Here is a 14,706-nt window from a genome sequence, read left to right on the forward strand (position 1 = left end):
GTACCCATTGATCTGCGGGAAGCAGATTGATCAAGCTGCCTGCGCCACACCTTCCCTCCCCATCCGGAAGGATGGCGCGCGCCGCACGCAGCGCAGGCCGCGAGAGAACGCGGCCTGCGAGATCGTTGGGTTTTCGAATCGGGCCAAGCCTGCAGGCGCCAATTGCGGCCTGGAGGGCGTCACAGCACCGCCTCGGCGCACTCAGCCTTCCCGCAACCAACGCGCCACCTGCGGTGCGAAATAGGTCAGCACGCCATCGGCGCCGGCGCGCTTGAACGCCATCAGCGCTTCCAGCACGCACTTGCGTTCGTCCAGCCAGCCATTGGCGGCGGCGGCCTTGAGCATCGCGTACTCGCCGCTGACCTGATAGGCGAAGGTGGGCACGCGGAATTCCTGCTTCACCCGCCGCACCACATCCAGATACGGCATGCCCGGCTTGACCATCACCATGTCCGCGCCCTCTTCCAGGTCCAGCGCGATCTCGCGCATGGCCTCGTCGCTGTTGGCCGGGTCCATCTGATAGGTGGTCTTGTCGGCCTTGCCCAGATTGCCGGCGCTGCCGACCGCATCGCGGAACGGGCCGTAGAACGCCGAGGCGTACTTGGCCGAATAAGCCATGATGCGCACATTGAGATGGTCCTGCGCATCCAGCGCGCGGCGGATCGCACCGATGCGGCCATCCATCATGTCCGACGGCGAAATAATGTCCACGCCGGCTTCGGCATGCGACAGCGACTGCCTGACCAGCGCCTCGACGGTGATCTCGTTGAGCACATAGCCCTTGGCATCGATGATGCCGTCCTGGCCGTGCGTGGTGTACGGGTCCAGCGCCACGTCGGTCATGATGCCGAGTTCGGGAAACCGCGCTTTCAGTGCGCGCACTGCGCGCTGCGCCAGGCCGTCCGGATTCCAGGCCTCGGCCGCGTCCAGGCTCTTGCCGGCCGGGTCGATCACCGGGAACAGGTCGATCACCGGAATGCCCAGCTCCAGGGCCGCTTCGGCTTCGCGCAGCAATTCGTCCAGCGACAGGCGCTCGACGCCGGGCATGGACGCGATCGGCGCGCGGCCGGACAACTCATGCACGAACACCGGCCAGATCAGGTCATCGGTGGTCAGCGTGTTTTCGCGCATCAAACGGCGCGAAAACGCATCGTGGCGCATGCGGCGGGGACGGTAATGGGGATGGGCCATCATGGGCTCCTGTCAGCAGCCCGCAAGTTTACGCCCGCGACCCGCCGCCGGACGCGCTGCGACGCTGTGTCGCAGCGGTGCAACGGGCCGGATCACGCCGTGATCAATGCAATGCAAGCGTGATCCGCTTGGACCACGCGGTCAGCTCACCCCACAGGGAACGCGCCCGGCTGGCGGCGGTGCCACGCGTCGATCTTCTCCGTCCCCAGCCGGTGCACGGCCCTTCAGAGCTCGCGCGACCTGCCTGGAAGGCGACGCCGCGAGCTAGATCACGCCGCCGCCCAGGCTCAGGCGGATCACCCCGACCACGATCACCAGGCCGTTGAGCAGCAGACCGGTCTTGGCACGTCCGCGATTGCCGGCCGAGGTGAACAGCAGCGCGATCGCCGCGATCAGCGCGCCCAACGCCGCAAACGGGATCAGGAACCAGTTGCCCCAGCCCAGCAACGGGATGAAGGCCAGCACCATCCACAGCAGCGCCACAATGCCCCACAGCAGGCTGATCAATCCCACGTGCCACCTCGCCATTCAAAGAAGCCCCGAGCTTAGCGCCGCGCCCGCCAAGGCGCTGTGGGCAGATGGTCACCCTGACCAATGGCGGCTTGGCGGTAGCCTCACGTGGGCATGGCTAGGGTGCGGCAAAGTCCAGAGCGATTCAGTCCGGGCGCCGGATCATCGTTGCCATTACCCACAGGGGGTTCCACCATGTACATGCAATCGCTGATCAGGAATGCCGCCATCGCGGCAGCCACCGTTGCCTTGCTAGCCGGTTGCGCCAGCAGTTCCAAGGTGATGCTGGGCCAGGCGCGCACGCCGATCGACCCGTCACTGGTGCAGGTGTACTCCAATGCACCGGTCGGCTCGGTGGAAATCGCCCAGCTCGAATCCACCAGCGCTGCCGGTTTCGGCACCCAGGGCCAGACCGATGCAGCCGTGCAACGGCTCAAGCGCGAAGCCGCCAAGCTTGGCGCCAACGGCGTGGTCATCGTCGGCGTGGGCTCGGAACGCTCCGGCGGCGGCCTGTCGGTCGGCGGCGGCAGCTACGGCGGCCGGGTCGGCGGTGGCCTGGGCATCGGCATCCCGACCACACAGAAGCGTGCGGCCGGCATGGCGATCTGGGTGCCGGCGGGGGCGCAGCAGCGCGCGGCGCCGGATATGCCGCCTCCAACGCGCTGAGGCGAATCACAAGGATTTGAAAGCATTTGCGTAGGCAACACTGCAGCAGGGCGCGATGGTGGGCTCCTTCAAGCTCCATCGCGCCCTGATTCAATACACAGCCTCGAATCGCTTAGCGCTTGCCCTGCTGCGCTGGAATGAACTGTGTTTCCACCGCCTTGGCCAGCTGGTCCGGCGGCAGCAGGCCCTGGTCGAGCAGGAAGTTGTTGAAGGCAAGACGGTCGAACTTCTTGCCCAGGACCAGCTCGGTGCGCATGCGCAGTTCGAGGATGCGGGTGTAGCCGTAAAAGTAGCTGCCGGCCTGGCCGGGGGCGCGGACGGTGTAGCGGTCCAGTTCCTGGCGGGTCATCGCTGGCGAGAGGCCGACGTCGTCTTCGAGCACCTGGCGTGCGCGTTCGCGGTCGATCAGGCCGAGGTTGAGCATCGGGTCGAGCATGGCGCGGGCGGCGCGCAGCAGGCGGAACTGCAGGGCGATCAGCTGACCGTCGAGCGGTTCGTACGGGACCATTTCGGCTTCGGCATACAGCGCCCAGCCTTCGACGTTGACCGAGTTGAACGCGAACAGGCTGCGCGCCAGCGACACGCCGCGTTCGACCATGGCGGTGAACTGCAGCTCGTGGCCGGGGCGGCCTTCGTGCGCGCTGAGCGTCCAGGCGGCCGATCCGAAGTTGAAGTCGTCGTACTGCTCTTTCTTGGCGCCGTCGGCGGTCGGGTTGCCCAGCGGCAGCACGAACTGGCCCTGCTGGCCGGTATTGCCGATCAGCGGTGCCGGCAGGAAGTGCGGTGCCGGTTGCGCGGCGCTTTCGGCGGCACTGCCCAGGCGCATCTGCATCGGGCGATTGGGCACATCGACGATGCGCTGCTGGCGGATGATCGGGTCGATCTGGTCGATCACGCCGCGGTAGTGGGTTTCCAGCTGGTCGTCGGCGATCTTGTTGCCCTTGAGCGCACGTATCACCTGTACATAATCGCTGCCCTGCACGCCCTTGGCCTTGGCCACCAGCGGCGCGAGCTGACGCATCGCCGAGCGGGTTTCCATGAATTCCAGCTGCGCGCGCTGGATCAACTGCTGCGGGGCGATATCGATGCCGACCTGCTTGAGCTGGAAGGCATACAGCGGTTCGGGCAGGCGGGTGTCCTTGCGTGCCTTCGGCAGTACCGTGGTGCGGGTCCAGCTGGCGTAATCCTTCAACTGGGTGGACATCGCCTTGAGCGCTTCGTCACCGCCGGCGATCTTGTACTTGGCGAACAACTCGCCGATGCCGGCGACGTAGGTGTCCACGTTCGCCAGCGCCTGCTCCACTTCGCGCTGGGTGGGCTGCAGCAAGGTGGTGTTGCCAAGCTGCTCTTCGTAGCGCTGGCGAGCCAGCGTGGTGGTCGGCGTGCTGCCCGGCACCAGGCCGACGTAACGCTTGAGGCGGTCCAGCGCCTTGGCGCGGCGCTCGGGCACGGTCTGGTCGGACAACAATCCATTGAGGCCGCTGAAGACCAGCTGCGGCGCATCGTTCCACGGCAACAGATAGCGCTCGTTGAGTTCGCTGCCTTCGATGTTCTGCTCGGCCGCAGCGATCATGATCTGCAGGTCCTGGCGCACATTGACGTCGCGCTCGGTGGCCAGCTTGGCCTGCAACGCGGCGCGCGCCTTGTTCATCGCATCGCGGTAGCGCGCGGCATTGTTTGGCCCCAGGTCGATGACCTGGTCATCGTAGCCGGGCACGCCGAAGAAGCTGGCGTATTCGGGCTGGAATGGCGCCTGCGCGTTCAGCAGGATCTGTGCATAGCCATTGCTGGTCTGCACCCAGGCCGGCGTGGCAGGTTGGGCCTGCGCGGCTTTGCCGGTCTGTGCCTGCAATGGCAGCGAAGCACCGAGCGCCAGCGCAATGGCGAGAACGAGTGGTTTCATCGGGCGGATCCGCAAGTTGAGTAGCGCGACCCTACCCATCCGCGGCGGCTGCGGCAATGCGTCTTAGGTCATGGTCGGCAGGAGTGCGGCGGCGCTTGCGGGTCGGCTACCAGGTTGATTGGATTGGCGGTGTGCTGGCGAATGTCAGCATTTGCTAGCGCCATCGCCCGTGCTTGCGGCTGGCGTCCACCTGGCGCCGGCTTCCCTCGCCGCTCGGCCCGTGCAGGTCCACACTGCAACGGGCATCTCCTGCCCGGCCGGTCTTGTGAATGTCGCCGATGCCAGGCATCGGCGGTCGTTTACCACTGCAGTTCCGTCTCCCCGGCACCGATTGCCGGCCGCTCAGGGCATCAGGCAGCGCTGGATAAATGCCTCCGCGGTCTTGTAGCGATGCAGGGCGGTGCTGCCGGACAAGCCGTGCTTGGCGCCGGGATAGGTCATCAATTCGAAGGCAGTGCCGCGCGCCTGCAACGCGCTCATCAGTGCGGTGGAGTTGGTGAACAGCACATTGTCGTCGGCCATGCCGTGGATCAGCAGCAACTTGGCACGCAGGCCGTCCAGATGGGTGGCGATGCGTGCGTCGCGGTAGCCGGCGGCGTTGCCGGCCGGCAGGTCCATGTACCGCTCGGTGTAGTGGGTGTCGTACAGGCCCCAGTCGGTGACCGGTGCGCCGGCTACGCCGCAGGCGTAGGCGTCGCTGTGTTTGGCCAGCAGCATCAGCGTCATGTAGCCGCCGTTGGACCAGCCCTGCACGCCGATGCGGGTGGGATCGACCCAGCGCTGCGCCTTGAGCCAGGCCACGCCTTGCAGCTGGTCGTCCACTTCCACCGTGCCCTGCTTGCCGTACAGCGCGCCACCGAAGGCACGGCCACGCCGCGGGGTGCCGCGGTTATCCAGCGAGAACACCACGTAACCACGTTGCGCAAGATATTGATCGAACAGCGCATCGCCACGGCTTGGCCAGGCGTCGAGCACGGTCTGCGCGGCGGGGCCGCCATACACGTACACCATCACCGGATAGCGCTTGGCCGGGTCGAAGTCGTCCGGTTTGATCAGGCGATACTGCAGCGGCGTGGTGCCGTCGGCAGCGGTGAGCGTGCCGAATTCCACCGGGCGCTGCGCGTCACGGTATCTGGCATACGGGTGCTGCGGATTGGCCAGATCGTTCTTCAACAGTGTGGCGATTTTTTCGCCATTGGCGCGAAACAGCTCGATCTGCGGCGGCGTGGTGGTGTTGGACCAGGTATCGACATACACGCTGGCATTGCCGGCGAAACTGGCGGCGTGCGTGCCGTGGGTTGTCGAACGTTGTTCGATCGCACCGCCGGCCAGCGGCACGGCGTAGATATGGGCCTGGGTCGGCGATTCCTTGCTGGCGGAAAAATACACCGTGCCGGCTTGCTCATCGACGGCGAGCAGTGCATCGACCACCCAGGCGCCGGAGGTCAGCGGCGTGAGCGTGCGGCCGTCTTCCGATGCCACATACAGATGTTCGTAGCCGCTGCGCTCGGAATTCCAGATGAAACGGCCGTCCTTGAGAAAACGCAGATCGTTGTGGAGCGGCACCCAGGTCGGCGAGGTCTCGGTGATCAGCACACGTTGCTTGCCACTCGCCAGCGTGGTTTCGATCAACTCGAGGGTTTTCTGGTCGCGCGACTGGCGCTGGAAGGTCAGCCGCTGCGCATCGCGCCAATCCACCCGTGCGAGATAGATATCGGGGTTGTTGCCAAGCTCGATCCAGCGCGGCGCGGCGTTGGCGCGCGGTGCGATCACACCCAGCCGCACGGCCACGTTGGGCTGGCCGGCCTGCGGATAGCGCTGGCTGATGACCTCGGTATGGTCGGCATAGACCTCCGGGCGCTTTTGCACCGGCACGCCGGATTCGTCGATACGCGCGAAGGCGATCGCCGAGTCGTCCGGCGCCCACCAATAGCCGGTGTGGCGATCCATTTCCTCGTCGGCGACGAACTCGGCCACACCGTTGCCGATGGTGTCGCTGCCGTCACTGGTGAGCTGCAGCTGCTTGCCGCTGGCCAGGTCGATCACCCACAGGTTGCGCTCGCGCACGAAGCTGACGAAGCCGCCCCTGGGCGAGAGCTTGGCGTCGGTGGCGAAGCCTTCGCCGTGGGTGAGCTTGCGCACTGCCGCCGCGCCGGTCTTGCGCAGGTCGTACAGATACAGTTCGCCACCGAGCGGGAACAGCAGTGCATGTGCGTCCGGCGCCCATTGGTAATCGACGATGCCGGCGAAGGCGGCGATGCGTTGGCGCTCGCGGCGGGCCTTTTCAACATCGCTGAGCGTTTCGGTGCCGGGCAGTACGCTTTTGGAATCCACCAGCAGCCGGGTCTGGCCGCTGGCGATGTCGTACTCCCACAGATCCAGCTGATTGCGGTCGCTGTCCTTGCCGCGCAGGAAGCTCACGCGCGAGCCGTCGGGGGCGACCTTGGGTTTCATCAGCGTCGGGCCGGACAACGGCAATGGGCCGGTGATGGCGTCGAGGGTGAGTTTTTCGGCGTGGGCGGTGGTGATCGTGCTGAGCATGAGGGCAAGGGCGGCGAACAGGGCGCGCATCGAAGATCCTGTCTTGAGATAACGCACAGGATGCGGGCGCGTGCGGTGTTTGAGAAGCGCGGCGATGCTGCGCGTGCGCGATGAAGGGCTGCGCGCGGTTCTGCGCGTGTGCTGCAGCATGGTGCTGGGGTTGTTGTCGCTCAGTTTCTAGCGAGCAGAGGTGCGTTTGGGCTGATGGTCGCAGTTGGCGGGCTGCGGATGGTGCATGCGCGTTTCGTGGTGCGCAGGTTACGGGGGGCGGTGGGTCTGGCTCCACTTGCGTACCTTCACCCCAACCCCTCTCCCGGGGGAGAGGAACTCAGCCGCCGTGTGGAACTGCGGTGCGTGCCGCGCTGTTGTTACTGCGCCTTCAGCGTTTACCGAACAGATGATTGCGCTCTTCCTCGCTCAGCGGCTTGCCGGCGTTGGGGTTGACCTGCTCCTTGAGCGCATACGCACGCTGCGTGGCCGGGCGCGCGGCGATGGCGTCGTGCCAGCGCTTCAGATGCGGGAACTCGGCGTAATCGGGGCGGATGTCGGCGTAGACCTCGATCCACGGATAGCTGGCCATGTCGGCAATGCCGTACTCGGGGCCGGCCAGGAATGCCTGCTCGGCCAGGCGCTTGTCGAGCACGCCATGCAGGCGACGCACCTCGGCGTTGTAGCGTTCGATCGCGTAAGGAATCTTTTCCGGCGCGTAGACGTTGAAGTGACCCATCTGGCCGCTCATCGGCCCCAGCCCACCCATCTGCCAGAACAGCCACTCCAGCGCGGCAATGCGGCCACGCGCATCGCGCGGCAGGAAACGGCTGGTCTTCTCGGCCAGATACAGCAGGATGGCGCCGGATTCGAACACGCTCTGCGCCGGGCCGCCGTCGGCCGGTGCGTGGTCGACGATCGCCGGCATCTTGTTATTGGGCGAAATCTGCAGGAAGGCCGGCTCGAACTGCTCGCCCTTGCCGATGTTGACCGGCTTGAGCGTGTAGTCCAGCCCGGCTTCTTCCAGGAACAAGGTGACCTTGTGGCCATTGGGGGTGGGCCAGTAGTACAGGTCGATCATCGTGCGCTCCAGTTCGGCAGGGGATGGCACGCAGCGCGCGCCTTGGCGATCGATGGTACGACCAAGCCCGCTACCGGCGCGTGCGCGTGCGGTGGTGCTGGCTGGAACGATGTGTGACGCGATTGGCTCGCGGCCGATGCTGCAGTGCAAGTTGACTTGGTTAAGCCTGCGCTCACAAATGCACGATTGTTTCATCGACCTTCGCCTGTCCCGCCTGGGGCCGGCTTATCTTCACTTGGGGAAGAAATCATCGTGAGAGAGCCACGCACCCTGCCGCGCACGCGGCGTCTGACGTCTGCCCTGCTGTTTGCCCTGTCGACGCCGCTGGCCGCGCAAACCGCGCCGGCACCGCAGTCCGCATCCACTGTCCCCGGCGCGAGCCAGGCCGACCCCGCCACGCTCGATGCAGTGCAGGTCACCGGCATCCGCGGCAGCCTCACCTCGTCGATGAACGTCAAGCGCGATGCGCAAGGCATCGTCGACGGCATCGTGGCCGAAGACATCGGCAAGTTCCCCGATACCAATCTGGCCGAATCGCTGCAACGTATCAGTGGCGTGTCGATCGACCGTTCGCTGGGCGAAGGCTCGCGCGTCACCGTGCGCGGCGTCGGCCCGGACTTCAACCTGGTGCTGTTGAACGGCCGGCAGATGCCGGGCGCCAGCATCGAGGAATCCAACGCCTCCAACTCACGCGCATTCGACTTCGCCAACCTGGCGTCCGAGTCGATCTCCGGCATCGAGGTGTTCAAGACCAGCCGCGCCAGCACGCCCACTGGCGGCATCGGTGCGACCATCAACATCAAGACCAGCCGGCCGCTGGACAACCCGGGCCTGCATGCCAACGTCGGCCTCAAGGGCGTGCACGACAGCTCCAACGAGAATCTGCCCGGACGCCTGCAGGGCGATTCGCTGACCCCGGAAATCTCCGGCATCTTCAGCAATACCTCGGCCGATGGACGTTTCGGCGTATCGCTGAGCGGCAGCTACCAGGAACGCGACTTCGGCTATAGCCAGGTCGGCGTGCCGAACGGCTGGCGTTCGTTCCGCGGCGATTCCACCGCCTACGGCACCATCCCGCAGCCGGGTACACCGGGCTCGGAAAACATCGTCAACCGCCCCGGCCCGAATGACATCTATTCGGTGCCGCAGAACCTCAACTACCGCGTGGTCGGCGTCGAGCGCCAGCGCACCAACGGCCAGTTGACGCTGCAGTACAAGCCGCTGGACAACGTCACCACCACGCTGGATTACACCTATTCGGAAAACAAGATCCAGCAGCAGCGCAACGAGATGTCGGTGTGGTTCAACTATGGGCCGTCGGCCAGCGCCTGGACCAATGGCCCGGTCGCCGGGCCGGTGACCTATTCGGAAATCGTCAATCCGGCCACCAGCGATCTGGCCACCGCCGGCTCCAACGCGGCCACCCGCAACCAGAACAAGTCGCTGGGCTTTAACGTGGATTGGGCGGTGAACGACCAGTTCAAGCTCAACTTCGACATCCACCGCTCCACCGCCGAAGCCGGTGCGGACAGCCCGTTCGGTTCCAGCAACTCGCTGGGCGTGTCCGGCTTTTACCGCGGCACCTCGGTGGTGGATTTCAGCAAGGATTTCCCGGTGTTGCAGCAGCAGCTGGGCTTCGGCCTGACCGGGCTGGATCCGTCGCGCACCTTGGTCACCGGCTCGGCGTTCCGCAACAGCTACATGAAGTCGGAGATCGACCAGGCCCAGGTCAACGGCGACTTCACTTTCGAAAATTATTCGCAGTTGAAGTTCGGCATCGGCAGCACCGAGGTCAAGAACCGCTCGGCATTCTCCAACGTGCAGCGCGACACCTGGGGCGGTGCCGGCACCGCGGCCGATTATCCGGACGATCTGTGGATCCCCAGCTCGTTTGCGCAGTACTTCGATGCGATCGACGGCAGCGGCAATCCGGCACAGTTCAACCAGCTGTTCCTGTTCGACTTCGAACGTGCCCGCCAGGCGGCCGCGCAGGTGGCCGGCGACGATGCGCTGTACCGCACCTCGCCGGTGTTCACCACCGACCGCCGCGTGACCGAAAAATCCAAGAACGCCTACCTGCAATGGAACAACAGCTGGGACGATCTGCGCGTGCCGATCAGCCTGGCCGCCGGTGTGCGTTACGAAGAAACCAAGGTGGAGGCGCAGGCACTGGTGCCGGTGGCGGTGGGCATCGACTGGGTCGCCAACAACGAGTTGCCGATCCGCCTGGCCGACTCGGCGTTCGCCAGCGGCAGCGGCAAGTACGAATACTGGCTGCCCAGCCTGGACCTGAGCTTCAAGCTCACCGAGGATCTGGTGCTGCGCGGCAGCTACGGCGAAACCATCGGCCGGCCCGGCTGGGGCGATATCCAGGGCGGGCAGACGCTCAACCAGATCGCGCGCCTGGAAGGCGGCACCGGCCAGGAAGGCAATCCCGGCCTCAAGCCGCTGCTCTCGCACAACATCGATTTCTCGCTGGAGTGGTACTACAGCGATGCCAGCTACGCCTCGGTGGGCTTCTTCCGCAAGAACATCGACAACTACATCGGCGTGACCACGCGCAACGACTCCTCGCTGGGCCTGAACACGCCGGTGGGTGGTGCGTACTGGAACGAAGCGCTGGGCAACGGCTGCGCCTCGGCCGACCTGACCTGCATCCGCAACTACATCTTCCGCAACCGCGGCGGTGCGCCGGGTGTGGTGCGCGGGCAGGACGATTCCAACGGCAATGCCACCGGCGTGATCAGCGGGCAGCCGGGCGATCCGGTGGCCAACTTCGCCATCACCGCGCCGGCCAACCAGCGCTCGGCCTCGCTGGACGGTTGGGAATTCAACCTGCAGCACATGTTCGGCGACAGCGGCTTCGGCGTGTCGGCCAACTACACCAAGGTCGACTCCGGCTTGACTTACGACAACTACGTGATCGGCGAGCAGTTCGCGCTGGAAGGGCTGAGCGATTCGGCCAACGTGGTGGGCTTCTACGACAGGGACAAGTGGCAGGTGCGTGCGGCCTACAACTGGCGCGACGAGTTCCTGGCTGCACGTTTCGACGGCAGCGGCCAGCCCAACCCGGTCTACACCGAAGCCTATGGCCAGCTGGACCTGAGCATCGGCTACCAGTGGACCGAGAACCTGTCGCTGAGCCTGGAGGCGATCAACCTCACCGACGAGGTGCAGCGCCAGCACGGCCGTCACCCGAACCAGATCATCTACGCCACCCAGACCGGCCCGCGCTACATGCTGGGCGTGCGTTACAAGTTCTGGTGATGCAGCGCGTTAGTCATGCAGTTATGTTCTTTTAAGCGCTCCCGGCAGCGAGTCTGCCGGGGCGTTTCGCACGGCGCTCTCGTGGCGTTTCCCGGATGTGTCGCATCCGGGACTTGCCATGCCGAAGCAACTGTCCAAGCATGGGCCACGCGCCCCGCGTGATGTGTCTTTCCCCCCCATGACCAATGCCGTGTTGTTGAACAACCTCGATCACCGCGACCTGCGCGTGATCACCACGCACGGCGCCGCCTACGGCGACGACGTGATGTCGGCCGCGACCTTTCCGCAGGAGTTCCGCCAACTGCAGGCGCAGTACCCGATCGTGTTCCATCGCAGCGGCGAGCGCAGTTTTCAGCCGCTGGCATTGCTGGGATTACGCCTGGGCGAGAACCTGTTCCTGGACGGCGCGCGCTGGGATGCGCCGTACGTGCCGCTGGCGATCCAGCGGCAACCGTTTTTGATCGGCGAACAGGAGGACGGGCCGATGGTGCACGTGGACCTGGACAGCCCGCGTATCAGCCGCAGCGAAGGCGAGGTGCTGTTTCGCGAACACGGCGGTACCACCGAATTTCTCGACCACATCGGCCAGGTGTTGCGCACCTTGCACGATGGCCTGGCCGCGAGCGAGGCGTTCGTCGACCGCTTGCTCGGCTACGACTTGCTCGAACCATTCGTGTTCGAGGCCACGCTGCAGAACGGCCTGGAATGCCGTCTGACCGGGCTCTACGCGGTGCACGAGGAACGCCTGCGCGCACTCGACGATGCGGCCCTGCTCGACCTGCACCGGCACGGCGATCTGGAACCGCTGTACATGGCGGTGGCCTCGGTCGCCCAGTTCCGCCATCTGCTCGACCGCATGCAGCGCCGTCATGCTGGCTGAGCCGCGCGCCATCGAAGAACGGCACGGGCTGGACCCGCAGCAGCTGGACCCGGCCGTGCTGCGCTCCACCACGCCGCTGGTGTTGCGCGGGCTGGTGCGCGACTGGCCACTGGCGCAGGCCGGCGCCACCTCGGCGCAGGCCGCCGCCGCCTACCTGCGCGGTTTCGATCGCGGCGAAGCGGTGGTGGCACAGGTCGGCCCGCCGGACATCGGCGGGCGCTTCTTCTACAACGCGGACATGAGCGGCTTTAATTTCCGCCCCGAGCGCGTGCCGCTGGGCGTGGTGCTGGAGACCTTGTTGCGCGATCTGCACAACCCGCAGCCACCGGCGATCTACGTCGGCTCCACCACGCTGGACACCTACCTGCCCGGCCTGCGCGCGCATAACCCGATCGCGCTGCCGCAGCGCGAGCCGCTGGCCAGTATCTGGATCGGCAACCGCACCCGCATCGCCGCCCACCAGGACCTGCCCGACAACCTGGCCTGCGTGGTCGCCGGGCGCCGCCGCTTTACCCTGTTTCCGCCGCAGCAATTGGCCAATCTGTATATCGGCCCGCTCGATCTCACCCCGGCCGGGCAGCCGGTCAGCCTGGTGGATATCGCCGCGCCGGACCTGCAGCGCTTTCCACGCTATGCGCAGGCGCTGGAACACGCGCTGGTGGCCGAGCTGGAACCGGGCGATGCATTGTTCATTCCCAGCATGTGGTGGCATCACGTCGAAGCGCTGACGCCGTTCAACGTGCTGGTGAATTTCTGGTGGCGGCAGAGCCCGGCCTACATGGATTCGCCGATGAACGCGCTGATGCTGGCGCTGCTCACCCTCCGCGACCTGCCAGCCGAGCAACGCGCGATCTGGCGGGACGTGTTCGACCACTACGTGTTCGATGCCGATGCGGACACCGCCGCACACATGCCGGAGTCTGCGCGCGGCGTCCTGGCGCCGATGGACGAGGCCCGTGCCCGCAGCCTGCGCGCGCGGTTGCTGCAACGCCTGAATCGCTGAGGATCTGACGCCATGACCGACACCGCCCCTTCCGACCCACAACAGCGCCCGGTGCGCCGCGTCGTCATCGCCGGTGGCGGAACCGCCGGCTGGATGGCCGCCGCCGCGTTATCCAAAGTGCTGGGCCGGCACCTGCAGATCGTGCTGGTGGAATCGGACGAGATCGGCACGGTGGGCGTGGGCGAAGCCACCATCCCCAGCCTGGTCACCTTCCACCGCCTGCTGGAGATCGACGAGGCCGCGTTCATGGCCGCCACGCAGGCCACCATCAAGCTGGGCATCGGCTTCGAGCACTGGCGCGATGTGGACCGGCACTACATCCACTCGTTCGGCCACACCGGCACCGATCACTGGAGCGCGGGTTTCCAGCATTTCTGGTTAAAGGGCCGGCAGCGTGGCCTGGCGCGCGACTTCGGCGACTACTGCCTGGAACTGCGTGCCGCGCAGGAAGGCCGCTTTGCGCATCTGCCCAATGGCGGCATGAATTACGCCTATCACCTGGATGCCGGCCTGTACGCGCGCTTCCTGCGCCGCTTCAGCGAAGGCTTCGGCGTGCAGCGCATCGAAGGCCGCATCGGCAGCGTGGAGACCCACGCGCACAGCGGCTATCTCACCGCGCTGACGCTGGACGACGGCACGCGGGTGGAAGGCGATCTGTTCCTGGATTGCACCGGCTTTTCCGGCCTGCTGATCGGCAAGACGCTGGGCGTGGGCACCGACGACTGGTCGCAGTGGCTGTTCGCCGACAGCGCGCTGGCGGTGCAGACCGAATCGGTCGGCGCGCCGGTGCCCTACACCCGCTCGCGCGCCGATCAGGCGGGCTGGATGTGGCGCATTCCGCTGCAGCACCGCGTCGGCAACGGCATCGTGTACTCCAGCCGCTACATGGATCAGGACAGCGCCGCGCAGGTACTGCAGCGCAATCTCAGCGGCCGCGCACTGACCCAGCCGCGCGCACTGCGCTTCACGCCCAATCAGCGGCATCGGGTCTGGGAAAAGAACTGCGTGGCGCTGGGGCTGGCCAGCGGCTTTCTGGAGCCGTTGGAATCGACCAACATCCATCTGATCCAGCGCGGCATCATCCGGCTGATGCAGACCTTTCCGCAGGTCATCAACGATGTCGACATTGCCGAATACAACCGCCAGGCCGCCGCCGAAATCACCCATATCCGCGATTTCGTGATCCTGCACTACCACGCCACCGACCGCCGCGACACGCCGTTCTGGCGCGATTGCGCGGCGATGGACATCCCCGACACGCTGCGGCACCGGGTGGAGCTGTTCCGCCAGAGCGGGCGGGTATTCCACCAGGCCAACGAGCTGTTTGCCGAAAATTCCTGGGTGCAGGTGATGCTGGGCCAGGGCATCACGCCGAACCAGCACCACCCGGTGGCCGACCTGATGGGCGATGCCGAGCTTCGTCATTTCCTGGAAACCATCCGCACACGGGTCGATGCCGCATTGGCGCGGCTGCCTGCGCATGCGGACTTCCTGCACCGCTACTGCCCTGCGCCGCCGCTGCCCGAGCCGGCCACGCGGCTGCCGGCCAACGCCGCGCTGGCTACCGGAGCGCGATGAATTTCGCGCCCGGCAGGCGCCCCCCCTTGGCTTAGACCGCCCCAGCAATGCTAGATTGCCGCTTTGCCGTCCATTGCGGGAACAATGGCCGGCCTCGC

At 65.9% G+C, this 14,706-nt stretch carries 10 protein-coding genes; 5 read left to right on the forward strand and 5 right to left on the reverse strand.

Annotation, left to right across the window (positions count from 1 at the left end; all coding sequences use genetic code 11):
• Window positions 1-201: 201 nt before the first annotated feature.
• Window positions 202-1,191, reverse strand: a complete 990-nt coding sequence (hemB, locus tag ABQ039_RS18555) for a porphobilinogen synthase (protein ID WP_024939082.1) — start codon at window positions 1,189-1,191, stop codon at window positions 202-204.
• Window positions 1,192-1,455: 264 nt separating this feature from the next.
• Window positions 1,456-1,698: a hypothetical protein gene (locus tag ABQ039_RS18560; protein ID WP_024939083.1), complete on the reverse strand. Its 243-nt coding sequence runs from the start codon at window positions 1,696-1,698 to the stop codon at window positions 1,456-1,458.
• A 198-nt stretch (window positions 1,699-1,896) separates the two neighbouring features.
• Here ABQ039_RS18560 and ABQ039_RS18565 point away from each other — a divergent pair, with 198 nt between their 5' ends.
• Window positions 1,897-2,367 carry a hypothetical protein gene (locus ABQ039_RS18565; protein ID WP_065033446.1) on the forward strand — a complete coding sequence of 157 codons (471 nt, stop codon included), beginning with the start codon at window positions 1,897-1,899 and terminating at the stop codon, window positions 2,365-2,367.
• A gap of 112 nt (window positions 2,368-2,479) precedes the next feature.
• On the opposite strand, the gene ABQ039_RS18570 is transcribed toward ABQ039_RS18565, so the two are convergent.
• The 3 genes from ABQ039_RS18570 to ABQ039_RS18580 form a co-directional block, all read right to left on the reverse strand.
• Window positions 2,480-4,270, reverse strand: a complete 1,791-nt coding sequence (locus ABQ039_RS18570) for a DUF885 domain-containing protein (RefSeq protein WP_065033445.1) — start codon at window positions 4,268-4,270, stop codon at window positions 2,480-2,482.
• Window positions 4,271-4,612: 342 nt separating this feature from the next.
• Window positions 4,613-6,841, reverse strand: coding sequence for a S9 family peptidase (locus tag ABQ039_RS18575; protein ID WP_349778514.1), 2,229 nt, complete (start codon window positions 6,839-6,841; stop codon window positions 4,613-4,615).
• Window positions 6,842-7,190: 349 nt separating this feature from the next.
• Window positions 7,191-7,880, reverse strand: coding sequence for a glutathione binding-like protein (locus tag ABQ039_RS18580; protein WP_349778524.1), 690 nt, complete (start codon window positions 7,878-7,880; stop codon window positions 7,191-7,193).
• Between the two features lie 252 nt (window positions 7,881-8,132).
• Here ABQ039_RS18580 and ABQ039_RS18585 point away from each other — a divergent pair, with 252 nt between their 5' ends.
• The 4 genes from ABQ039_RS18585 to ABQ039_RS18600 all read left to right on the forward strand — a co-directional run bounded on the left by ABQ039_RS18585 (window position 8,133) and on the right by ABQ039_RS18600 (window position 14,608).
• Window positions 8,133-11,147: a TonB-dependent receptor gene (locus tag ABQ039_RS18585; RefSeq protein WP_349778515.1), complete on the forward strand. Its 3,015-nt coding sequence runs from the start codon at window positions 8,133-8,135 to the stop codon at window positions 11,145-11,147.
• Between the two features lie 178 nt (window positions 11,148-11,325).
• Complete coding sequence (locus tag ABQ039_RS18590; RefSeq protein ID WP_184611910.1) at window positions 11,326-12,027, forward strand: SapC family protein; 702 nt, start codon at window positions 11,326-11,328, stop codon at window positions 12,025-12,027.
• Window positions 12,017-13,030 (forward strand): cupin-like domain-containing protein, encoded by a 1,014-nt coding sequence (locus tag ABQ039_RS18595; RefSeq protein ID WP_104590275.1) that lies wholly within the window; start codon window positions 12,017-12,019, stop codon window positions 13,028-13,030. Before ABQ039_RS18590 ends, ABQ039_RS18595 begins: the two co-directional genes overlap by 11 nt.
• Before the next feature lie 12 nt (window positions 13,031-13,042).
• Window positions 13,043-14,608, forward strand: a complete 1,566-nt coding sequence (locus ABQ039_RS18600; RefSeq protein ID WP_349778516.1) for a tryptophan halogenase family protein — start codon at window positions 13,043-13,045, stop codon at window positions 14,606-14,608.
• Window positions 14,609-14,706: the final 98 nt, after the last annotated feature.

It is taken from the genome of Xanthomonas sp. WHRI 6108, from assembly GCF_040202385.2.
GTDB classification, from domain to species: Bacteria; Pseudomonadota; Gammaproteobacteria; order Xanthomonadales; family Xanthomonadaceae; genus Xanthomonas; species Xanthomonas arboricola.

Bases quoted from the DNA above. Each gene is read 5' to 3' on its own strand.
- ABQ039_RS18580 (WP_349778524.1), bottom strand. From the start codon at position 7,880: ATGATCGACCTGTACTACTGGCCCACCCCCAATGGCCACAAGGTCACC.
- ABQ039_RS18565 (WP_065033446.1), top strand. From the start codon at position 1,897: ATGTACATGCAATCGCTGATCAGGAATGCCGCCATCGCGGCAGCCACC.
- ABQ039_RS18575 (WP_349778514.1), bottom strand. From the start codon at position 6,841: ATGCGCGCCCTGTTCGCCGCCCTTGCCCTCATGCTCAGCACGATCACC.
- ABQ039_RS18570 (WP_065033445.1), bottom strand. From the start codon at position 4,270: ATGAAACCACTCGTTCTCGCCATTGCGCTGGCGCTCGGTGCTTCGCTG.
- ABQ039_RS18590 (WP_184611910.1), top strand. From the start codon at position 11,326: ATGACCAATGCCGTGTTGTTGAACAACCTCGATCACCGCGACCTGCGC.
- ABQ039_RS18600 (WP_349778516.1), top strand. From the start codon at position 13,043: ATGACCGACACCGCCCCTTCCGACCCACAACAGCGCCCGGTGCGCCGC.
- ABQ039_RS18595 (WP_104590275.1), top strand. From the start codon at position 12,017: ATGCTGGCTGAGCCGCGCGCCATCGAAGAACGGCACGGGCTGGACCCG.
- hemB (WP_024939082.1), bottom strand. From the start codon at position 1,191: ATGGCCCATCCCCATTACCGTCCCCGCCGCATGCGCCACGATGCGTTT.